This window comes from Microcoleus sp. CAWBG640, from assembly GCF_020883015.1.
Lineage (GTDB): Bacteria > Cyanobacteriota > Cyanobacteriia > Cyanobacteriales > Microcoleaceae > Microcoleus > Microcoleus anatoxicus.
The window spans coordinates 26,021-47,751 of record NZ_JAHRFC010000036.1 but is presented as its reverse complement, the minus strand read 5'-3'; the positions used below and the strand labels follow the sequence as shown (position 1 = coordinate 47,751).

The 21,731-nt window shown below is 46.4% G+C and carries 18 protein-coding genes; 8 read left to right on the top strand and 10 right to left on the bottom strand.

All coding sequences use genetic code 11. The annotated features are described in order from the left end of the window. Positions 1–114: 114 nt before the first annotated feature. The 3 genes from AAFP11_RS18245 to AAFP11_RS18235 form a co-directional block, all read right to left on the bottom strand. Positions 115–5,973 carry a DUF4347 domain-containing protein gene (locus tag AAFP11_RS18245; protein ID WP_341738364.1) on the bottom strand — a complete coding sequence of 1,953 codons (5,859 nt, stop codon included), beginning with the start codon at positions 5,971–5,973 and terminating at the stop codon, positions 115–117. A 403-nt stretch (positions 5,974–6,376) separates the two neighbouring features. Further along, positions 6,377–7,198 carry a sulfotransferase gene (locus AAFP11_RS18240; protein ID WP_341738363.1) on the bottom strand — a complete coding sequence of 274 codons (822 nt, stop codon included), beginning with the start codon at positions 7,196–7,198 and terminating at the stop codon, positions 6,377–6,379. A 463-nt stretch (positions 7,199–7,661) separates the two neighbouring features. Beyond that, positions 7,662–8,285, bottom strand: coding sequence for a hypothetical protein (locus tag AAFP11_RS18235; protein WP_341738362.1), 624 nt, complete (start codon positions 8,283–8,285; stop codon positions 7,662–7,664). Positions 8,286–8,507: 222 nt separating this feature from the next. On the opposite strand from AAFP11_RS18235, the gene AAFP11_RS18230 reads away from it, so the two are divergent. The 3 genes from AAFP11_RS18230 (at position 8,508) to AAFP11_RS18220 (ending at position 10,176) form a co-directional block, all read left to right on the top strand. Next, entirely contained in the window at positions 8,508–8,720 is a 213-nt protein-coding gene (locus tag AAFP11_RS18230) for a chlorophyll a/b-binding protein (protein ID WP_341738361.1), read from the top strand. A 143-nt stretch (positions 8,721–8,863) separates the two neighbouring features. Next, the gene (psbP, locus tag AAFP11_RS18225) at positions 8,864–9,403 is read left to right on the top strand and encodes a photosystem II reaction center PsbP (protein WP_341738360.1); all 540 of its coding nucleotides are present in this window, start codon (positions 8,864–8,866) and stop codon (positions 9,401–9,403) included. A gap of 128 nt (positions 9,404–9,531) precedes the next feature. Beyond that, positions 9,532–10,176: a nucleoside triphosphate pyrophosphatase gene (locus AAFP11_RS18220; protein WP_341738359.1), complete on the top strand. Its 645-nt coding sequence runs from the start codon at positions 9,532–9,534 to the stop codon at positions 10,174–10,176. A 164-nt stretch (positions 10,177–10,340) separates the two neighbouring features. On the opposite strand, the gene AAFP11_RS18215 is transcribed toward AAFP11_RS18220, so the two are convergent. The 3 genes from AAFP11_RS18215 to AAFP11_RS18205 form a co-directional block, all read right to left on the bottom strand. After that, a complete protein-coding gene (locus AAFP11_RS18215) occupies positions 10,341–10,676 on the bottom strand; it encodes a XisI protein (protein WP_341738358.1) in 336 nt (111 codons plus the stop codon). After that, the gene (locus tag AAFP11_RS18210; protein WP_341738357.1) at positions 10,664–11,083 is read right to left on the bottom strand and encodes an element excision factor XisH family protein; all 420 of its coding nucleotides are present in this window, start codon (positions 11,081–11,083) and stop codon (positions 10,664–10,666) included. The genes AAFP11_RS18215 and AAFP11_RS18210 overlap by 13 nt, the downstream gene beginning before the upstream one ends. A 314-nt stretch (positions 11,084–11,397) precedes the next feature. After that, positions 11,398–12,315 (bottom strand): calcium-binding protein, encoded by a 918-nt coding sequence (locus AAFP11_RS18205; protein ID WP_341738356.1) that lies wholly within the window; start codon positions 12,313–12,315, stop codon positions 11,398–11,400. A gap of 283 nt (positions 12,316–12,598) precedes the next feature. Here AAFP11_RS18205 and AAFP11_RS18200 point away from each other — a divergent pair, with 283 nt between their 5' ends. Next, positions 12,599–13,504, top strand: coding sequence for an NF038130 family PEP-CTERM protein (locus tag AAFP11_RS18200; protein ID WP_341738355.1), 906 nt, complete (start codon positions 12,599–12,601; stop codon positions 13,502–13,504). A gap of 97 nt (positions 13,505–13,601) precedes the next feature. Here AAFP11_RS18200 and AAFP11_RS18195 read toward each other — a convergent pair whose 3' ends face one another. Continuing rightward, entirely contained in the window at positions 13,602–13,724 is a 123-nt protein-coding gene (locus AAFP11_RS18195) for a hypothetical protein (RefSeq protein WP_341738379.1), read from the bottom strand. 335 nt (positions 13,725–14,059) lie between these two features. Here AAFP11_RS18195 and eno point away from each other — a divergent pair, with 335 nt between their 5' ends. Next, entirely contained in the window at positions 14,060–15,340 is a 1,281-nt protein-coding gene (gene eno, locus AAFP11_RS18190) for a phosphopyruvate hydratase (RefSeq protein WP_341738354.1), read from the top strand. 185 nt (positions 15,341–15,525) lie between these two features. On the opposite strand, the gene argC is transcribed toward eno, so the two are convergent. Further along, entirely contained in the window at positions 15,526–16,584 is a 1,059-nt protein-coding gene (argC, locus tag AAFP11_RS18185) for an N-acetyl-gamma-glutamyl-phosphate reductase (protein ID WP_341738353.1), read from the bottom strand. A 315-nt stretch (positions 16,585–16,899) separates the two neighbouring features. Here argC and AAFP11_RS18180 point away from each other — a divergent pair, with 315 nt between their 5' ends. After that, positions 16,900–17,916 (top strand): sulfate/molybdate ABC transporter ATP-binding protein, encoded by a 1,017-nt coding sequence (locus tag AAFP11_RS18180; RefSeq protein WP_341738352.1) that lies wholly within the window; start codon positions 16,900–16,902, stop codon positions 17,914–17,916. Between the two features lie 150 nt (positions 17,917–18,066). Here the strand turns inward: AAFP11_RS18180 and AAFP11_RS18175 are convergent, their stop codons facing one another. Both AAFP11_RS18175 and hisF read right to left on the bottom strand, forming a co-directional pair. Beyond that, the gene (locus AAFP11_RS18175; protein ID WP_341738351.1) at positions 18,067–18,408 is read right to left on the bottom strand and encodes a low temperature-induced protein; all 342 of its coding nucleotides are present in this window, start codon (positions 18,406–18,408) and stop codon (positions 18,067–18,069) included. A gap of 729 nt (positions 18,409–19,137) precedes the next feature. Next, positions 19,138–19,905 carry an imidazole glycerol phosphate synthase subunit HisF gene (hisF, locus tag AAFP11_RS18170; RefSeq protein ID WP_341738350.1) on the bottom strand — a complete coding sequence of 256 codons (768 nt, stop codon included), beginning with the start codon at positions 19,903–19,905 and terminating at the stop codon, positions 19,138–19,140. Positions 19,906–20,197: 292 nt separating this feature from the next. Between hisF and AAFP11_RS18165 the strand changes: the two genes are divergently transcribed. Both AAFP11_RS18165 and psbU read left to right on the top strand, forming a co-directional pair. After that, a complete protein-coding gene (locus AAFP11_RS18165) occupies positions 20,198–21,151 on the top strand; it encodes an adenylate/guanylate cyclase domain-containing protein (RefSeq protein WP_341738349.1) in 954 nt (317 codons plus the stop codon). A 107-nt stretch (positions 21,152–21,258) separates the two neighbouring features. Continuing rightward, positions 21,259–21,693 carry a photosystem II complex extrinsic protein PsbU gene (gene psbU, locus AAFP11_RS18160; protein ID WP_341738348.1) on the top strand — a complete coding sequence of 145 codons (435 nt, stop codon included), beginning with the start codon at positions 21,259–21,261 and terminating at the stop codon, positions 21,691–21,693. Positions 21,694–21,731 lie beyond the last annotated feature (38 nt).

Below are 21,731 nucleotides of genomic sequence, written 5' to 3'. Positions count from 1 at the left end.
GCCTGTTCAAGACCTGCTTTTTTGGAAAGGTCTAATGAAAAGCCCCTATCCCGGTAGATTATTACGATCGCCCTTAATTCACTACCAAGGGCGATCGCACTTTTCATTCTTTCCCTAAATCAACCGAAAACTAGCAGATGTAATCGCATTGGTACTCACTCCAATCATTACAGCTAACTCTTCTCCTGTCAAGACATTTTTGATGAGAGTTCCCTGAGTATTTTGAACTATCGCTAACTGACCAAAGCTCAAACCTCCACTCAATCCAATCAAATCTTGACCCAGAGTAAAATCAGCAATGATATCAAATCCTTGACCAGCTTGTAAGACAAATATATCATTCCCACTACCGCCAATCAAACTATCATTGCCCAAATCTCCGTAAAGGATATCATTGCCTTTCCCGCCCATGAGAGTATCGTTATCTTCACCTCCATAAAGAGTATCATTTCCTTCGCAGCCTCCCAGGATATCTGTTCCTTCGTTACCTCTGATTAAATCATTGGATTCGCCACCACAGATAGTATCATTTCCCTCATTTCCAAACAGGTAGTCATCACCATCACTACCAAGGATGATGTCATCACCTTTACCTCCATATAAAGTGTCATTTCCCTTGCCACCATCAATGAAATCATCATTTCTGTTACCAAAAACGATGTCATCACCTTCGCGGCCATTTAGGGAGTCATTGCCTTTACCTCCAAAGATTAAATCGCTGCCCAAGTCACCAAGGATGATGTCGTTTCCTTCATCTCCAAATAAAAGATCATCCCCATTACCACCAGTGATAAAATCATTGCCTTCGTTGCCGTTGAATATGTCGTTTCCATCGCCACCAGATAAGTTGTCATCCCCCGATTTAGCATCGAATATATTGCCCCTGTTGCTACCGAGAAATTCATCATTTTTCGCAGCGCCTATTTGAATTACTATGCCACCGAGTATGGTGTTTTCAACTGAGTTAGGTTGGTTTAAATTGGGATAGGCAATTGTGTCGCAGATGCACTCATCATTGGGGATGTTGCTAATTATTGGCGCGGGTGTTTCCGATGGAGTTGGTGTCGGTGTTGGCGTGGGTGTCGGTGCGGGTGTGGGTGTGGGTGTGGGTGTTGATATTGGTATTGGTACAGGTGTAGGCGCAGGAGTTGGTGTAGGCGCAGGAGTTGGTGTAGGCGCAGGAGTTGGTGTAGGCGCAGGTGTGGGAGTAGGTGTAGGCGCAGGAGTAGGTGTAGGCGCAGGAGTAGGTGTAGGCGCAGGAGTTGGTGTAGGCGCAGGTGTGGGAGTAGGTGTAGGCGCAGGAGTAGGTGTAGGCGCAGGAGTTGGTGTAGGCGCAGGAGTTGGTGTAGGCGTAGGAGTTGGTGTAGGCGTAGGCGTAGGAGTTGGTGTTGGTGTTGGTGTAGGCGCAGTGTCGTTATCAGTATTAGTAACTGCGACATCGGTAGCATTAACACCACTGTAATTGGCATCGGTACTGGTAGCCACAGCGGTGACTATGTTGTAGGCAATATTTCCATCAACTAGGGTATCATCTACGCCTGTAACGGTGACAGTTTGTGCTACATTCCAGTTAGCAGAGGTGAAGGTGACACTGTTTTTATCGACAGTACCTTCAGCGGTGTTACTGCTAGTTAATGGAATAGTGACATCGGCTGTTGGTTGAGTGTTTAAAACTACTGTAAATGTAGCAGTTCCCCCCGCTTCAGTTGTGATTAATCCGGTGGTTGGGCTGACTGTGATTCCAGCAGTTTCGTTATCAGTATTAGTAACTGCAACATCAGCAGCATTAAAACCATTGTAATTGGTATCGGTACTGGTGGCCGCAGCAGTGACAATGTTGTAGGCAATATTCCCATCAACTACGCTATCATCTACACCGGTAACGGTGACAGTTTGTGCTACATTCCAGTTAGCTGGCGTGAAAGTTAAACTGGATTTATCTACAGTACCTTCAGCGATGTTACTGCTAGTTAATGGAATAGTGACATCGGCTGTTGGTTGAGTGTTTAACTTGACTGTAAATGTAGCCTTACCTCCGGCTTCAGTGGTAGTTAATCCGGTGGTGGGTGTGACAGTGATGCCTTTGGTGTCGTTGTCGGTGTTAGTGACAGCGACATCAGCGGCATTAAAACCACTGTAATTGGTATCGGTACTGGTGGCCGCAGCAGTGACTATGTTGTAGGCAATATTCCCATCAACTACGCTATCATCTACTCCCGTAACGGTGACTGTTTGGTAAGCGTTCCAATTAGTCGAATTAAAGGTGAGGCTAGCGGGTAAAACCGTTCCTTCTGCGGTGTTGCTGCTGGTTAAGCCAATGGTGACATTAGCTGTTGGTTGGCTTTTCAGGCGGATGTCAAAAGTAGCTTGACCCCCAGATTCGCTGGTATTGCCACTAATCGGGAGGATGTCAAATCCGGCAGTGTCGTTGTCGGTGATGGTGAAACTACCTGTGGTGGTGGTTCCTAACACAATGCCTGCCGATGGATTGCTAATACTGAGGTTGGCAGTTTCGTTAATTTCGGCGATTTGGTCGTCGGCAATGGTGAAAGTGACTTGTCCCCTGGTGGCCCCGTTGCCGATGGTGATTTGGGTGGGAATAGTGCCGGTGAAATCAGCAGCCGTGGCAGTGCCTGCTAAGCCGAGGTTAACGGTTTGGTTGCCGACTACAGGTGCGCTGGCAGTAGCAGTGACTGTGATGCTGGTTGTTCCTGCTTCGGTGCCGGTGCTGGGAGTAACTGAGAGGTTGACTGTGGGGAAGTCGTTGTCGGTAATTGTGACGTTACCCTGAGTGGTAGTTCCTAATGTCAAGCCAGCAGAAGGATTGGAAATTGTGAAAGTGCCTGTTTCGGTTCCTTCAATTAAGGCATCATCATTGATATTGACGGTAAATGAACCTGTGGTTTGACCGTTAGGAATGGTAATAAGAGTGGGAATTGCGCCTGTGAAGTCAGCAGGAAGTGCCGTACCGGAAAGAGCCACATTAACGGTTTGAGGGCCGACAACTGCTTGAGATGCTGTGGCGGTGACGGTGATTGCTGTGGTTCCTGTTTCGGTGCCGATGGTGGGGCTAACTGAGAGGTTGACTGTGGGGAAGTCGTTATCGGTAATTGTGACGTTACCCTGAGTGGTAGTTCCTAATGTCAAGCCAGCAGAAGGATTAGAAATTGTGAAAGTGCCTGTTTCGGTTCCTTCAATTAAGGCATCATCATTGATATTGACGGTAAATGAACCTGTGGTTTGACCGTTGGCAATGGTAATGCTAGTGGGAATAGTGCCTGTGAAGTCAGCAGGAAGTGCCGTACCGGAAAGAGCCACATTAACGGTTTGAGGGCCGACAACTGCTTGAGATGCTGTAGCAGTGACGGTAATTGCTGTGGTGCCGGCTTCTGTACCTGCGGTGGGGGTGACAGAGAGGTTGACTGTGGGGAAGTCGTTGTCGGTAATTGCGACGCTACCAATGGTGGTAGTTCCTAATGTCAAGCCAGCCGAAGGATTGGAAATTGTGAAAGTGCCTGTTTCGGTTCCTTCTACCAGTACATCATCATTAATATTGATGGTAAATGAACCTGTGGTTTGACCGTTAGGAATGGTAATGCTAGTAGGAATAGTGCCTGTGAAGTCAGCAGGACTAGCAGTACCAGTTAATGCTAAATTGACTGTTTGAGCGCCGACGACATTACCTTCAGCAGTGGCGGTAAAGGTAATAGCTGTTGTCCCGGCTTCACTAGCAGTATTTGTGCTGGCAGTGAGGTTAACTTTCGGTACGGTAACGGTGATGGCTGCGGTGTTAGCGGCTGTGCTGATACCAACGTTGATGCTGGTATTGGCGGTGGCACCATTAGTACCGACGACTTGATCCCAAGCACGGAAGGTGAGGGCGTTGGTGATAGTGCCGTTGTAGTTGGCGGTTGTTGGTTGAAAGTAGATGCGGGTACTGGCATCTGCTGCCAATAAGCGGGAGTTGGCATTGGTTACTGCGCCCAAGGCGTTCCAGGTTGTACCGCCATCTGTGGTGTAAAACCAACTGCCGTTAGTCGTGTCAGCGGTAGTGAGGGCGATGCCGGCCAATGCCCCAGTGTCGGGATCGGTGATGTTTGTACCTATCGCCACAAGGCTGGAAATTAGGGTACCGACAGCACCCACCGGCGCGGGTGCGTTTTCTAGGACAGAATTGAGGGTAACAGGGGTATTGTTAAGGACGGGTGCAGTGTTGATGCTGCCGTAGATATCGTTGTTATTGGGGGTGGTGTTTGCGTTATTAGCAGCAGTATTGCCCGTGGTGCGGAGATAACCGACGACGCTGACAGTGGGAAGAGCCGCTGGCATTCCCTGAGTGTTGCCTTGGGTGGTTTGTGCGGTTTTTGCGGCTGCATCCAACACAAAAATTGCGCCTCCCAAAGCTTGGCCGTTATTCGCTCCAGTGCCGCCTGTTGTGTTGTTGTTGTTGAAGGTATTATTCTGTAGCGTTAAAGAGCCTTCTCTGACAAAAATCGCGCCACCCAATCCGGCACCGCCACCACCAGGAAGAGCCGCAGAATAGCCTGTAGTACCGCCACCTGCGCCACCGCCAAAGCCACCTGCGCCTGGGTTGTTAGTGTTAATACTCACACCGCCGCCACCGCCAAAGCCACCTCTGCCACCTGAGCCAGCAGCAGCACCGCCGCCGCCGCCAAAGCCACCCCAGCCACCATTCAAAAAGCCTTGGTCGCCAGCAGAACCGCCGCCACCACCGAATCCACCGTTGCCTCCGTTGGTACCGTTAAAACCGCCACCACCACCGCCACCACCAGTACCATTACCGCCAACCGATCCAGGTACCGCCGCGCCAGCACCGCCAGCACCGCCGAAAGCCCCGCCAGAGCCGCCATTTCCACCGTTGTTGGAGTTGTTGTTCCCGCCGCTGCCGCCAAACCCGCCGCCGCCGTTGCCGCCAAACCCGCCGGTGCCACCTCCGCTGTTACCGCCAAGACCGCCACCGCCGGCTAAGAATTGATTATTATTGGCGCTGCTCCCGCCGATCGCCTGGTTGGTCGAAAAAGTGACATTATTAATTGTCACATTACCGTTATAGACAAATAACGCGCCACCCATGCCAGCCGCGCCGCCGCCGCCACCGCTGGTAGCAGTGCTGCCATTTCCTCCTTGGGCTCGTCCTCCGGCTATGCTCATATCGGAAAAACTGACGGTTCCAGACAGCACAAAGAAGGGACGAACATCACCAACGTCATTGGTGCCGTTGTTATTGACATCCCCACTGACGGTGAAACCGCCTCCAATAAAGGCGATATTGCTGTTAATTAGCTGATTCGGAGTCCCCGTCAGCCTGACATTTGTGGCGAGGGTAATAGTGTCATCTACCCCCACGGAATTATTCGCCTGCAAAATTGCCCAACTCAGGGTATTTGCTGTCCCGCCTGTCCCATCATCGGTTGCCACCGTGACATTATAATTGAGCAACACACCGTCATAAGCTTTCATCGCCTCTTGATTAAACGGCACGGCTGCTTCTATCTTGCCCATTGCTATTTCTAAATCCCAGTCGCCACCTTTAGCAGCATTTCCCGTCAAATTGTCAGAAGCTGCAATATCTGCGCCAGTTATTTCGCTCAATCGCTTGACAAAATTCTTGCCAGTTTCTCCGGCTGCTACGTCGCATCCATATAATAGGATATCTCCATTTTCTGTGAGGGCATTTCCCCACTGTTTTAGCTGAGTATTAAAATCTTCTATCTCATTCCCATTCAGTACATCAGCACCGAGTTTTAGACTGCCTTGGTTGCCGTGTGAAAGGATGTGTATAGCTTCAATATCTTTTTGATTGGCTAAGGCATTAGTAATTTGTTCGATGCCGCTCAAATTTTCATTTAAAATGAAAATTTGAGCGGCATCGACGTTGTGAATCAGGCTTTGATAGTTCTGTAGTGAGGAGTCTACGAAAATGATTTGCTGGTTCGGGGTTGATGAGTTCATAGTTGGTGATATTTTGGGGATTTAGTGTTTAAGTGGTTTTAACTGGTTCCCAGACTCCAGCCTGGGAACCCATATCACTCTTGCTCTGCCTCGAAGAGAGAAAAGGGAAAGGTCGGCAGAGCCTCCCGATCAGCATTACCAGGCTGGAGCCTGGTAACGAGTAGAACCCAGTCAGAGATTGCTGTTTGACTTTTAAATCTAGATCCCCCCTAGCCCCCCTTAAGAAGGGGGGAACAGGAGTCTTCTCAAAGTCCCCCTTCCCCCCTTGGGGGGGGCTAGGGGGGGGTGGGGATTTAGGGGGATCTAGACTCAGGTAAAAACGAGATTTATCAAGGCTTTCAGGCTTAAGTTGACACCAATGGGCGATGCCGTTTCCCTACACCAAAATAATCATGTTAGAGGTTTATTTAGCTTTCGCGACTATAGCGCTGGCACGACTATTTGTTGAATCTATCCAGAAAGATAAGCTATCAAATCGATCGAATAAGTCGGGTGGTAAAACCGTTTGTCTCGGTTTAAATTCGACTATTTGACGCACTTGATGCAATCCTTTCGTGTTGAGTCGATTATCGAATTCTGGCTCTTGATATTGAACATTCTCGAAGTCATGCTCGAAAGGTTCTTCGCCCAGAAATTGATAAATTAGCGACATTGTTTTAGTCGGGTTTATGGTTAACAGTTCGTAATCTACCAGTAGAATAGATGCACTTTGTTCGCTATAAAATGCTTCTTTCAAAGCGTTGTAAGCATAACCAACTAAGCGTGTCCCTTGGCTTAATGCCTCGGTGCGGCTGTAGACTGTGGCCCGTTCCGCTGGATTATTAAATAACCGGGAAACATCAAAGGCATTGCGCCGAATCAGTAGCTCGATGCTGTCCATAATCCAGGCAACATTTCTCACACAGCAGATGACTTTTGCTTCAGGAAATAGTTCCCGAATTAAGGGTAATTTGCTACACCAAAGACGATTAGTATCAAAGATGATTTCTTTGTCAGCTTGCGGGTGGTAATAGGCAAAAAAAATGCTGAGAATCAGTGCCCGTTTTTGTTCCGGTGAAATAAATATGGAAAACTCATTATCTTCGCTCATCGCTTCTAACATTCGCTCTACTAAACCCCCCACTGGGCTAGTCATGGCCGCGTGAAAACGGGGATTTTGGCGCAACAAAGCTGCGAGCAAGGTAGAGCCTGAGCGTGGTAGTCCTGAGATGAAGTGGGCTTTCACTGGCCTGGTGTTGCAATGGGTTTGTCTAAATCATGTGCGATTCGAGTGTATCATACTAAGGGAAGATTTTTTGAAATTATATGTTTATGTAATATTTGGTTACACAAATTCAAGGTTTACGATATCTTTATAATTTAGAGATGGTGAGTTTACTTGGGATTTCTAGATTGTGTAACAGTTAAAAAAGACAAAATTCAGGATGGAAAGGAATTAATATTACTCATAGCCAGGACACTCCAAGAGCCCATTGGTGTCAACTTAAGCCTGAAAGCCTTGGTATCTCTCGTTCATAGCCAAGTCTAGATCCCCCTAAATCCCCCTTAAGAAGGGGGACTTTGATCCATTTCCGGTTCCCCCCTTCTTAAGGGGGGCTAGGGGGGATCTAGGCTTAACAGTCAAACCGTAGTCTCTGACTGGGTTTGACCTTAAGTTGACACGCTTTGGGCATTGCCGTCTCCTCTGTTTATTTTGGTGTAGAGAGACTTGCCAGCCAAATTGGATAACTAGAAGAATCCTCTGTTGTCAACCTTTGCGCCTGATAATTTTTGCTAGTCCAATTAGCGACTGTTTGCAGACTTTCTGTCAAAAAACTTTCGCTTCCAAAGGCTTCAAATCCCAAAGTCCACGACGGAGTACCATTAATATTCAATTGGTTGATTTCTACTATGCAGCCTTGGGGTATGGGTGCTTCTACGGGGACAGACATCAGCGCACCAGGGGCAGAAACTTGGTAAAGACGCTGTGCTCGTTTTTTCTTGACTTTCACCCATTTTCCTGTGGCGATTAAATCCGCTGGTAGTGGGCCCATTGTGTCGGCACAAATCCACTTCAGCCACTTCTCGGCTTTCCCTTCCCAACGATTTCCGAACTGCATCGCCCCGAATTCTGCCTGTCGCCACTTTACTTGTAGGTTTTTCCCGCGCAGTTTCACTCCCAAGTAGTCGCAGCCCGGTATCAGTAAATATAAGTCTTCTCGTTCTTCTGGTGGTGACAGATACCCACCCAGACTTTCGCTTCCAAACCATTGCCCGATCGCCTTTGGTAACATTCCGTTACAAAACCACCGCATTTCCAGACTGGTACGCATAATTGTTTCCTCTGTTCCCAAATTTTCAAACCCAGACTGGATTTGCTATATACCTTGCACTCTTTAACCTCGCTGACTCTATCCTCCCCTGTCGGGGGCCGAGAGTCTACTACCTCCTGTTTCGATCGACTATCTAAAAAAAACTTTCTCACATTCCTTTACATATCTTCATAAGTCTGTTACATTTATTTACAGTACACAAAACAAATTTAGGAAACTGACATGACTAACAGAGGCTTAATGCTGGATGACCAAGGAAAAATGAACAATTTTGCGATCGAACCAACAGTATACGTCGATGACGAACCGCGCACCGGCTTTACTCCCTACGCCGAACGCTTAAACGGTCGCCTCGCCATGATTGGTTTTGTCTCACTGCTGGCTTTGGAAGTTTCCACCAAGCATGGACTGATTACCTGGTTTACCCATATTTAATGATGTGGTTAAAAATTAAACAGTTAAGCTATGGCTTGTAAGCGCTACGCAAATTACAATCCATAGCTTAACTGTTTTTAGGGGCAAGGTTTGGTGGGATAATTTAGAAACAAATATTTAACTGTCATTCGATCGCAAAAATAATGATCAAACGAATTGTAACCATGCTTCTGGTGGTGTTCAGCCTCAGCTTGACCAGTTGTGTATCTAACGTTGTCGGACTCAAAAGCCATGTTGATACTGGCGATGGCTATCAGTTTCTCTATCCCAACGGCTGGCTACCGATTGCGGTTGCTAATGGCCCGGATGTGGTATTTCGCGATTTGATTCAGCAAACTGAGAATGTGAGCGTGGTCATCAGTCCTGTGACGGGAGATAAAACTCTGGCGGATTTGGGAACGCCATCGGAGGTTGGTTACAAGCTTAGCAAAAATGCGATCGCGCCACCAGATTCCGGCCGAGAAGCTGAGTTAGTCAATGCTGGATCTCGCGAATCGCGATCGAAAAACTATTACATTTTAGAATACGCCGTCAAGCTTCCAAACCAACAACGGCATAACTTAGCAAGCGTAGCCGTCAGTCGTGGTAAGCTTTTTACACTAAATATTTCCACTACCGAAGAACGTTGGCCGAAAGTTAAAGAAGCTTTCGAGAAAGTAGTTAAGTCTTTTTCTGTTTATTAGGAAATTGGGAATTGGGAATTGGGCATTGGGAATTGGGCATTGGGAATTGGGCATTGGGCTTGCGATGGCAACTGTCAACTGACAACTGTCAACTGACAACTGTCAACAGTCAACTGACTTCTTAACTTATGAAAAAACCAACTTTTGTATTAGCCTCAGCTTCCCCAGCACGCCGCCAACTGCTTAAAAATGCTGGAATTCAAGCTGTAATTTGCCCAAGCGATTTTGATGAAGGGCAAATTGAAATGAGGGATGCTGCTAAATTAGTCCAGGTTTTAGCTGAGGGAAAAGCTAATGCTGTAGCTGAGTTTTTGCGGGCTAATTCTCATCCCCAAATTCCTCATCCTAATTCCTGTTTGGTGTTAGGATGTGATTCAATTTTGGTGATTGATGGGGAAATTCACGGTAAACCGCAAGATGCCGAAGAGGCAATTTCCCGTTGGCAGAAAATGCGGGGTAAAGTAGGTGAATTGTATACTGGCCATGCTTTAATTGATAATAGATTTGATGATTTCAATGAGGCAATGGATCGATCGATCGTTCGTTGTCAAGTTACAAAAGTTTATTTTGCCGAAGTTACCTCTCACCAAATCGCGGCTTACGTTGCTACGGGGGAACCTCTCGCCTGTGCTGGCTGTTTTGCACTGGAAGGTAAAGGCGGTTTTTTTATTGAAAAAATCGAAGGCTGTCACACGAATGTGATTGGTTTGAGTTTGCCTTTGTTGCGGCAAATGCTCCGGGAGACGGGATATGATGTGTCGGATTTTTGGTAATCTTAATGTTTGCTGGATTTATGTCACGAATTGGTCTACGCATCTAACTCCAGAAACCGGGTTTTTTGGGGTTTCTACGACTGTAACGAATGTTGTCGCAAAAACCCGGTTTCTGGCCTACGCATCAAAACAAAAGAAACCGAGTTCTTTCGCCGATTTGCTGTCTATTCCACTGCATAACCCGTATATTTCCGCATAAAAGGTGGCTGAAATCCCCAAACTATATCTTCCTTTGGAATTCCTGCTATTACTAAATCCTCAGCAATATCATCTTCAGTCGCATTCCACTGAAGCCAAATTTTTCCACGCTTGATATCAATGTGAATGCTACAGTGATGTACCCTCTTTTGGTCATCCCAACCCACCAGGAAGACTTGGTAGTGATCTCGTTCTGTATCAAATATTGTCTCGACTTCAATGTCTCCGTGAGCCGGCTTGCGATTGCCATGCTCCCCCAACATCTGCTGCACGATTTGTCGATATTTTATTAATTTATCCATTCTACAATTGCCTCACTTGCTATATCGTAAACTATCATTTTAATTTCATTTTCTTCAACCCTTGCCTTCGGAAACTCCAGTTGAAAAAAATCTTCATAAGTTATTAAAGGTACAGCTAAATACAAAATGCGGTCACGTTCTTTTTGCTTCAGTGCTGCTCGATAATTGATGAACTGTCCCAATGCTCTATGGAATTCCGAGATTGGTGACGACTTTGCCAAAAAACTTTTCACCTCAACAGCAATTTTATAGCCTTGCCGTTCTGCCGCAATCAGCTTTTCGGCTCCCAGGTCGATCAACATATCCACACCGCCCACACTAATCATAAACGGATCGTGGGTGATGCGCCAACCATCCTTTTGTAACGCTGTTTTAACAACTTCATGAAAAACATCTTTGGCAGACATAATCGATTGATAACTAACTTATTTATTACTATCATATCTCCTTTGATAACCAATTATAGCCTTTCTCTGAAAGATGAGGTACTCATGGGCATAGGGCATAGGGCATACCTCACCACGCTTGAGAACCGCTATAGCAGTATTTTTACTAACGTCTAATAAAGTATTCTCGTAAAAACCCGGTTTCTGGCCACCCGCGCGTCATCTAAGAAACCGGGTTTTTTGGAGTTTCTAAACTGTAACCAAGTATTCTCGTAAAAACCCGGTTTCTGGCCTACGCATCTAAACCCAAAGAAACCGGGGTTTTTTCACAAATTCTATCCAAGGGCGATCGCACTATCAGACACAGAGGTAAACTGAAGTTGACTGGGCGAAACATCTTTCACCAAACCCAAGATATTGCCGGTGCTAGCTTCCCGAATCACCGTCGCCTTAGTGTTTAAAAATCTAAATTCAGTAGTTATAATGCTTCCTGGAGGAATCGGCCCGCTGCTGTCGTAATCTCTCGCATCACCAATAGTCAAAAACCGTTCAGTCAAAACAAGATCATTTCGCGTCAATCCTCCCGCCAATCCAATTACATCTCCTTGAGATGGATTGTAATCGAGAATAAAATCTGCTGGCACTTGTTCTACATTAGAAGGAAAAGTCCCAACTGGACGAGGTTGCTCAGAACCAAATTCTCTCGAAGTTGCTCCAGATTCTCTTCTAATTACAAACAAATCTGAGCCTTCTCCTCCCCAAAGTCGATCAATTCCAGCATCACCAGTTAGAGTATCGTTGCCACTTTCTCCTACTAAAGCATCATTGCCTTTGCCGCCTCTCAAAAAATCATTTCCCGTGCCTCCGTAAGCGTAATCATCGCCTTGATCTCCACTGATAATATCATTGCCACATTCTCCATAAATAATGTCTGAATCTTGACCGCCGCGAATAGTGTCGTTACCGCAACCTCCGATTAAAGTATCTCCGCCGCTGTTACCATTAATTAATTCCGCAGCACCGGAACCTCGGACAAAATCGTTGCCACTCAAAGCCCGCAAACCTCCTGGAGTATTGCGGAGAATTCCGTTGGCTAATTGAACTACATCGTCATTGGCGGTGAGGTCAAAAAAGTTGGGGTCGCCTTGATTTGGCAAGGGGCCTGTTAATAATTTGATGTTGGAGGGATCGGGAATAATTGGGCTGGATATTTCAGCTAATGCTCTAATTTCTCTGAGATTTGTTTCTAACATCTTAGATTTATTCTATTTTGATTTATTTTGTTGACACTTTGATTTATGGAAAGGTTCCAAGTGGAGGCCTCTTAGTTGTCCGTGAGTATATTTTGGCTAACCTTAGCAGTGATGGCATGATCTATAATACATAGATAATGTTTTTTGTCAATGCGTAAGTCCTAGATTTACCTAATCTTTACATTTACCCAACCAAAAATTAGCCGAACCTTTACAGCATTACACCTAAAAGAGAGTTATAAACATAGCAACAGACAAACAGTCATCCCTCGGAGGCATTATTATGGCGAAGGCAGCTTGGAAATTTTTAATCAGCACTTCATTAGTGGCTAGCATGAGCGCAATCACAGCGGCCTCATCTTTTGCCGCATCTTTAACAAACCCTACTGTCTCTGGAACCGCCGGCACTGACTACTTGCTCTACAAACAAGTTGGTAATCAAACGGTTCGCGACGACTCCGCCTCTTTATCCACTGTATTAGATGGTTCCGCGGCGAGCCCTGGTGGCAACGTCGAACTGTTTGCCAATAGCGAAACGAGCTTGTACACGAGTCCTGTCGGTCTTACCAATTTCAAGACAGCTCCCATTACGAGCTTGACTGGCTCCCTCTTCGGCATGAATCTTATCCTCAGCAGCCTGAATGGGGCAGACTGGTTTACAACCAAAACAGGGACCTATGACACCAGTTATGGGGCAGATAACCTCGCTAACAGATGGTTTAAGGATGTCTTTGCTGCTAACGGGTTCAGCAGCGTGATTAATATATTCGGTTCAACCATCTATAATACAGGTTTAAATGCAGGCCTCTTCCAACGATTCAGTGACCCCAACGTTTCTTATGTGAATCAGGACACCGCTACCAGTGATATTAAGATTGGCTTAGCCGGTCACTTCGATGCAAAAACACTATTACTAAAAGCCCTACCGTCTAGTGTCGTGGCGAACTTTGGCACCACACCGCTACAAGCGAGCGAAGTTATCAAACTAACCTACGGCGGCGTGACTCAATACAAGTACAGCTTTAGCGCCACGGGGTCGGGACTGACAGCCTCAGACGACGGAATTTCTCACAACGGCAACTACGAACTCACAGTCCAACCAGTACCAGAACCCACCACGATGTTAGGACTTGCTCTTGGCGCGAGTGGTTTGTTGGCGGCTAAGCGCAAGCGGAGCAAAACCGCCTAAATTTTTCTACTAAGCTCCTTTTTGTTGTGATATCGTTTCCGGTAGCATGGGAATTCTTAGCCAAAATTAGGACACGGCAGTGCCCATTGGTGTCAACTTAAGCAGTTGACCCCCAAATTTCTTGCTCAAAAGTGGCATTCTCTCTATGCCGCTTTCGCTCTTGTTTAATCAAACCCAACATTTTATGATGCTCGACTAAGTAGGTGACTGCATCTTTCATTTTCCCCCTTAACAAAAAACTTTCCGCTATCAGTAAAAGCGTCAAACCACACAAAATTAAAAAATCCTAAGTCAAAAATTAGCAGTCCCCCTATCGGCAATCTTTCTAATAGTTGTTCTGTCCACATATCCCGATCCCCCTAAATCCCCCTTAAGAAGGGGGACTTTGAATAAATCTTGTCCCCATCGGCGCATCGCCCAAATCTGCAAATATTTTGAATTATGAAGCAATAATTCTGAGGATAGCGTAATCTATTAGCGATCGGCATTCAGTGACCAAGCACCAACTGAATGCTAATTGTCATGGAACCTTGAGTTAAGTCAGGAATCGTTAATATGCTAGATACTGCGATCGAATCTATTCAGGCCAGAGAAATCCTCGACTCCCGTGGCCGCCCCACGATTGAAGCGGAAGTTTACCTAGCCAACGGTGTTGTCGGACTCGCCCAAGTCCCCAGCGGCGCGTCTACAGGCTCCTTTGAAGCCCACGAGCTCCGCGACGATGACAAAAAACGTTACGGTGGTAAAGGAGTTCTCAAGGCTGTTGACAATGTTGAACACAAAATTGCGCCTGCTTTGATTGATTTAGATGCGATCGACCAAGAATTAATCGATCGAACCATGATTGACTTAGATGGTTCCCCCAACAAGTCCAACCTGGGCGCAAATGCCATTCTCGGAGTCTCCTTAGCCACAGCAAAGGCGGCGGCCGAGACTTTAGGACTCCCCCTTTACCGCTACTTGGGTGGCACTTTGGCGAACGTTCTGCCAGTGCCTCTGATGAATGTGATCAACGGCGGTTCCCACGCGGACAATAATGTAGACATTCAAGAGTTTATGATTGTACCGGTCGGAGCGCCATCTTTTAAGGAAGCTTTGCGCTGGGGTGCAGAAGTATTTGCTAGTCTCGCCAAAGTTTTGAAAGACAAGAATTTGCTGACTGGTGTTGGTGATGAAGGCGGTTTTGCTCCTAATTTAGGTTCAAATCAAGAAGCTTTGGATTTGTTGATGATGGCAATTGAAAAAGCTGGTTATAAACCGGGTGAAGAAGTTGCTTTGGCTTTGGATGTTGCTGCTAGCGAGTTTTACAAAGATGGGAAGTACACCTATGACGGTGTTGCTCATTCGCCAGCAGAATTAATCGATTATTTGGATGGTTTGGTTGGTCAATATCCGATCGTTTCCATTGAAGATGGTTTGCATGAAGACGATTGGGATAGTTGGGTAGCGCTGACTGAAAAATTGGGCAGCAAAGTTCAATTAGTGGGTGACGATTTGTTTGTGACTAATCGTACACGCCTCCAAAAAGGGATTGATTTGAAAGCGAGTAATTCGATTTTGATTAAGCTGAATCAAATTGGTTCTTTGTCGGAGACTTTGGATACGATCGACTTGGGTAAACGTAACAGTTATCGCTCGATTATCAGCCACCGTTCCGGTGAAACTGAGGATACCACCATTGCTGATTTAGCAGTAGCGACTCGCGCTGGTCAAATTAAGACTGGTTCTCTGTGTCGCAGCGAACGGGTGGCTAAATATAACCGTTTATTGCGGATTGAGGCTCAATTGGGCGATCGGGCAATTTATGCTGGTGCGATCGGTTACGGGCCAAAGTAAAATTTGGCAATTGGGAATCCTCGTTCCCAGGCTCTGCCTGGGAACACAGATCCAGAGGCTCTGCCTCCAATTTTCCTAGGCTTTGTGAGGATTAACAAAAGTGATTATTTTCCTAGATTTTGCGAGGCAGAGCCTCTGGATATCGGTTCCCAGGCAGAGCCTGGGAACCAGTTAATCAGGTTTGTTCACGGATAGAAAGCCAATTGAGGTAAACCCAAAGTTTCTTCCCAGCCCATCATCAAGTTCATGCACTGGATGCCTTGTCCGGCTTGACCTTTAATTAGATTATCGATCGCCGACATCACAATTACTCTGTCAGTACGCGGATCTACTTCCACACCGATATAACAAAGATTCGTGCCACAAGCCCATTTTGACTGCGGATAAACCCCAGCCGGCAACACTTTCACTAAAGGAGAATTGCGGTAAAAAGCACTGAAAATGGTGATTAAATCTTCCCGCACCAATCCCGGATCGCGCAAATTTGCGTAAACAGTTGCCAGAATTCCCCGCACCATCGGCATCAGGTGAGGAGTAAATTGGACTTTAATATCGTGTCCGGCTAAATCGCTACAAATTTGCTCAATTTCGGGGGTGTGGCGGTGGCGGCCCACGCCGTAAGCGCCTATAGAATTGTCAGCTTCTGCCAACAATAGATTAATTTCGGCTTTGCGGCCTCCTCCCGAAGATCCAGACTTGGCATCGATAATTGCGGTTTCTGGAACGATGATACCTTGCTTGAGCAAGGGTGCCAGCGCTAATAAACTAGCGGTGACGTAGCAGCCAGCACAGCCGACTAATTGAGCGTCTTTAATGCGATCGCGATACAATTCTGGTAAACCGTAAACAGCGGTGGCTGCTAGAGCAGAGTCCGATCGATCGCCACCGTACCAAGCTTTGTAAGTGTCAAGATTTTCAAACCTGTAGTCAGCCGACAAATCCAAGACTTTGCAGCCGGCTTCAATCAGCTTTGGTGCCATTTGATAAGCCAAACCGTTGGGTAGCGACAGAAACACAACTTCACATTTAGCCGCTATTTTGTCTAAGTCGATCGCCTCGACAGTCAAATCAATGCAGTTAGTCAGATGCGGATACAGGCTGGAATAAGGTTTTCCCGCACTGCTATCCCCGCCCAAATACACGACTTCGGCCGCTGGATGATCCGCTAGCAATCGCACAAGTTGCACGCCGCCGTACCCTGAAGCGCCGATAATGCCTACAGGCACACGTCCAACATTTCCCATTTTCTTTTATCCCTCAGCCCTTGAAATCTAAAAAACGCTTTAACTTTTGCTGCATTGTACTACCAAATGGCAACTTTGGCGGTCAAGAATTGTTTTTTTTTGTTATGGAGGTGCGGTGGCGATGCTGAGAAACCCTAGAATTGACAAACGGGTGTGCGATCGTGTTATAAAACTACTAATCCCCGACCTCAAAACCGGAGATTAACATTGTTCACTCATGCCCGTTGGCTCAAAGCTCTTGCCTCGAACCTATTGCGTCAACATCCATCCGTTAAATCCGTTAAATCCGTTATATAATCCGCTGCCGAACTTCCTATGGGCATAGTTGTCGAAAACGTATCAAAACAGTTTGGCAGTTTCCAAGCACTCGATCGAGTCAGCTTAGAAATTGAATCCGGTTCCCTAGTCGCATTACTAGGCCCATCCGGTTCAGGCAAGTCTACCCTGCTGCGACTGATTGCCGGCTTAGAAATGCCCGACTCCGGCAAAATCTGGCTCACAGGCCAAGATGCCACCAATACCAGCGTCCAAGACCGCAAAATTGGGTTTGTGTTTCAGCACTACGCCCTATTCAAACACATGACAGTGCGGAAAAATATCGCTTTTGGGCTGGAAATTCAGAAAACAGCACCTGCGAAAGTCAAATCGCGGGTAGAGGAATTGTTGAATTTGGTGCAGTTGGGAGGATTGGGGGATAGATACCCGTCGCAACTCTCAGGTGGCCAGCGACAGCGGGTAGCCCTAGCTAGAGCTTTGGCTGTGGAACCAAAAGTGCTACTGTTAGACGAACCTTTTGGAGCACTGGATGCCAAAGTTCGGAAAGATTTGCGTGCTTGGTTGCGACGATTGCACGACGAGGTTCACGTTACCACAGTCTTTGTTACCCACGACCAAGAAGAAGCGATGGAAGTTGCCGATCGAATTACAGTCATGAGTAAAGGTAAAATCGAACAAGTAGGAACACCCGCAGAAATTTACGACCATCCAGCCAGTGCTTTTGTCATGAGTTTTATCGGGCCTGTGAATGTATTGCCCAGCAGTTCCAGGATGTTTCAAGACAACGGCTTTGACTCAGCCAACCCGGAGATGTTCTTGCGCCCTCACGACGTGGTAATTGAAACCACAGAAAACAGTGCCACAGTACCAGCCAGAATCAGTCGCTTGATTCATTTAGGGTGGGAAATTCAGGTAGAATTAACTTTAGATGACGGTCAAGTAGTCAATGCTAATTTGACTAGAGAAAGGTTTGACAATTTACAGTTGCAGCCACAACAAAGAGTTTTTGTTAAACCGAAAGATGCTAAATCTTTTCCGCTTTTTTATTCAATTTAATCCCCATACCGATTTGGGATTTGGGATAGGAAGTGTGGAATTAAACCAAGAGTAATTCGCCTGATTCATCATGACAAAATCCCCGACTTCTTTAATAAGCCAGGGATTTAATAGTAATTTGAGACTAACAATTGAAAACTGACAAACAAATTAGTCTTTGATCTTGCTAACAGCCTTTTTGACTTGTTGCTCAAAAGATGTAGCACTGGTGTTGCCAGGATTCAGCATCTTTTCGCTGTCCGCAGATCCCTGAACTTCATTAATCCCTTCGTTGGCTTTTTTCTGAGTTTCTTCCATAGACATCGGGTCTTTTAAAACTGCTTTTTGAGCTTCTTTTTCAATGCCTAAAAGTTGGTCGGTAGCTTCTGTAAGTTTGCTAGTAACTGCAAAGGCAGGAAAAACGTTAGAAACAAACAACAATGTACAAAAACAAATTGCTACAAAACTGCGAACTAAACCCTTGACAGATAGATTAAAATTCATAAAAGACATACCAACAAGTTTCCTTTTCTAGATTTTTTTTCGCTGCGACAATTGTCAACAGGTTGATGATTAATCAAACTTTGGACAATATTGAGTTGAATTTTGAGAGCAGCAATAGCATTGAGCAGTTGCCGTCTTTCAAATTGAACTAATATATATTTAACTAAAAGAACAGGCGCTTGAAATCCTTCTCAGGGAATATTTTGAAAAAAGCACAAGGAATAGGGAAGAGGGAACAAGAAACAGGGACAAGACAGTGATGGGGACACACCGAGAGGATGAATTTATCTCAATTCCGGTTGCAGCGTCAGGTGATAGTTGTGAGCACTCTCCCCATCTCCCAGGGCTATTTCATTCTCTTGTAGGGGCAAACCCCCCGTGGTTGCCCCAATCTCACCAAACACATCCAAAATCGTCTGTGAGGGGGGTAGGCATTCTTGACACTACCTCTACACAATCATCGTTTTCTTGAGAATGAAACAGCCCTGCCCCCATTGGTGTCAACTTAAGCTGTCAGTCCGCCAAGTTCGTTGGTCATCCCGCGAGTCCAACAGGGGTTGAAACCCCTGTCTAATAGCTAAAGTCCTCTGAAGAGGACTGAAGAAATCATGAGTCCTCATAGCGAGGACTTTCGCTTTGAGGCAGGGGTTTCAACCCCTGCCGGACTATTGGTTTTACCTGGTTGTTGACACTAATGCCCTGCCCCATCTTCCCTTCTATCTTCGGCTTAAATTGACGTTACTGGCGCACGGGAATTTGGCATTCTGCTAGATAAGTCTTAATTTGTCCGACGTTGAGTTGGCCGTAATGCAGCAGCGAAGCTAGCAGGGCTGCTTCGGCTTTGCCTTCAGTCACTGCTTGGTAGATGTGGTGGCAGTTGCCCGCACCACCGGAAGCAATGACTGGAATTTCGACTGTTTCAGCGATGCTTCTGGTTAAATCCAAGTCGTAGCCAGCTTGAGTGCCATCAGAGTCCATACTTGTCACCAGCAATTCGCCCGCGCCACGTTTTTCGGCTTCCTTTGCCCAGGCGACGGCATCTTTGCCCGTATTTTCTCGCCCTCCGCGCACGTACACATCCCAACCGGGATGATCTGCGTCTTGTCGTTGGCGCGCGTCGATCGCCACTACAATACACTGATTGCCAAATCGATCGCTAGCTTTGTCGATCAAACTTGGATCGCGCACCGCCGCTGAATTAATACTCACCTTATCGGCACCAGCCCTCAATAAACTTTTAATTGTATCCAAGGATTGGATACCACCACCGACTGTCAAAGGGATAAAAACTCGATCGGCAGTCCGGTACACTACATCAATAATAATGTCCCGGTCTTCATGAGTGGCAGTAATATCCAGAAACACCAACTCGTCAGCACCAGCATCATTGTAAACCTGTGCCATTTCTACCGGATCGCCAGCATCTTTAAGGTTAACAAAATTGACACCTTTGACGACGCGGCCAGCTTTTACATCCAGACAGGGCAAAATTCTTTTCGACAACATAAAATTATTTGGTTTCTATTTGAACAAGGGTTGCTGCATGGGCGTAACTTTTGGCAGCAACAATAGATAAGCTCGCTTGTGGGTGCCCTAGAATTCGGTCATACTAAGTCAGTCCGGTGCATCGTAAATCGACTAAACAATCTAAAATTTTAGAATAGGGGATTTGAGTTTTTTTAGCCAAACTATCAATTATAAAACTCCCGGTCAATCTAAAATTGCAAGTGTAGAACTTTAAATCGGTCGAATTGATGTCGTTTCTAAGACTGTGGTGACTTTGCAAACGAACCCACATATGGTACTTCGCACAGAAGGTGGCAATCGCTACTTGCCCCTGGCTGGCAGCAATTGCTGGACAGTAGGGCGGAGTGATGACAATAATTTTGTGTTAGTCGATCGCTGGATTTCCCGGAATCATGCGATGTTACAGCAAATGGAAACTGGAGAATTTTACCTGATCGACTTGGGAAGCCGCAATGGTTCTTTTGTCAACGGGCGGCGGGTAAGTATTCCGGTGACACTCAAAAATGGCGATCGGCTGATGTTTGGTCAAACCGAATTAGACTTCTATGACCCAACCGCTAGTCGCCAACTGCCTCAGACCTACGACACAGACTCCGATGATTTTACAGCAACTTTAACAGTCCGCAGCCTGATTAGTGTCATGGTAATGGATATTAGAGACTTCACGGTGCTGACTCGGCAGCTAGACGAAACTATCCTGTCAGAAGTGATTGGGAGTTGGTTCCGTTCTTCAGGACACATCATTCGCAAACACGGTAGTTGGGTAGACAAATACATTGGCGATGCGATCATGGCAGTCTGGTTCCACAAAACCGATGGTGTGAGTAATGAGGACATGATGCTAATTTGTCAAGCTTTGAGCGAACTGCACAAGGCAACGGATGAACTGAGCACTCGTTACCCCCTGCCTTTTCCTTTGCGAGTCGGTGTGGGTATTAACACTGGTTATGCAATGGTAGGAAATTCTGGTAGCAGCGATCGATCGGACTACACAGCCTTGGGAGATACTGTCAATGCTGCGTTTCGCTTGGAATCTTGCACGAAGGAACTGGGTAAAGACATCGCCGTAGGACAAACTACCTACAAATACCTGCGGGAATTGGGGGCAGAGAGCGCTTTCGATCGCCACGTCGTGGATTTGAAAGGTTACGACACTCCGACAGTGACTTACGGGAGTACCTATCGAGACTTGGACACTTTTTTGAAATCCATGGGCAAGAGTTAGCCAAGAATTCGGACTCCGCGCCCGTGCCCGATTTCTTGCGAAAACTGCATAAGCAAAATGGTAATCTCTACATAAATGCTGTGTATTAAATTGGGAGACATAACTTCATGAAACGATTAGGTCGTCTATTGGCAGTATTGGGCTTAGTGCTGGGCTGCTTCGCCTGGGCTGGGGACCAAAGCGCGATCGCGGCTTCTTTGAGCCGTCTGGTATTGCCATCATCATCGCTGATCGCCGTGGAAGCGCCGACGAGAACCAATCGCGCCGACGAAAAGCTGGCCACAGAATTTGGCAAAAAACTGGATTTGAACAACAGCGGTGTCCGATACTTTCGGGAATATCCAGGGCTGTATCCCACTTTAGCTCGACTAATTATTAAGAATGCTCCTTACGAAAAAGTTGAAGATGTACTCAAAATCTCCGACTTGACAGAAGCTCAGAAAAAGTTGTTGCAAGCTAACCTGGACAAATTTACAGTTACCGATGTTGAATCAGTCTTTATTGAAGGAGACAACAGATTGAACAATGGTCTCTACGACTAGAAAGCCAAAGTCACCCGCAAGGATTTTGGATTGAACGA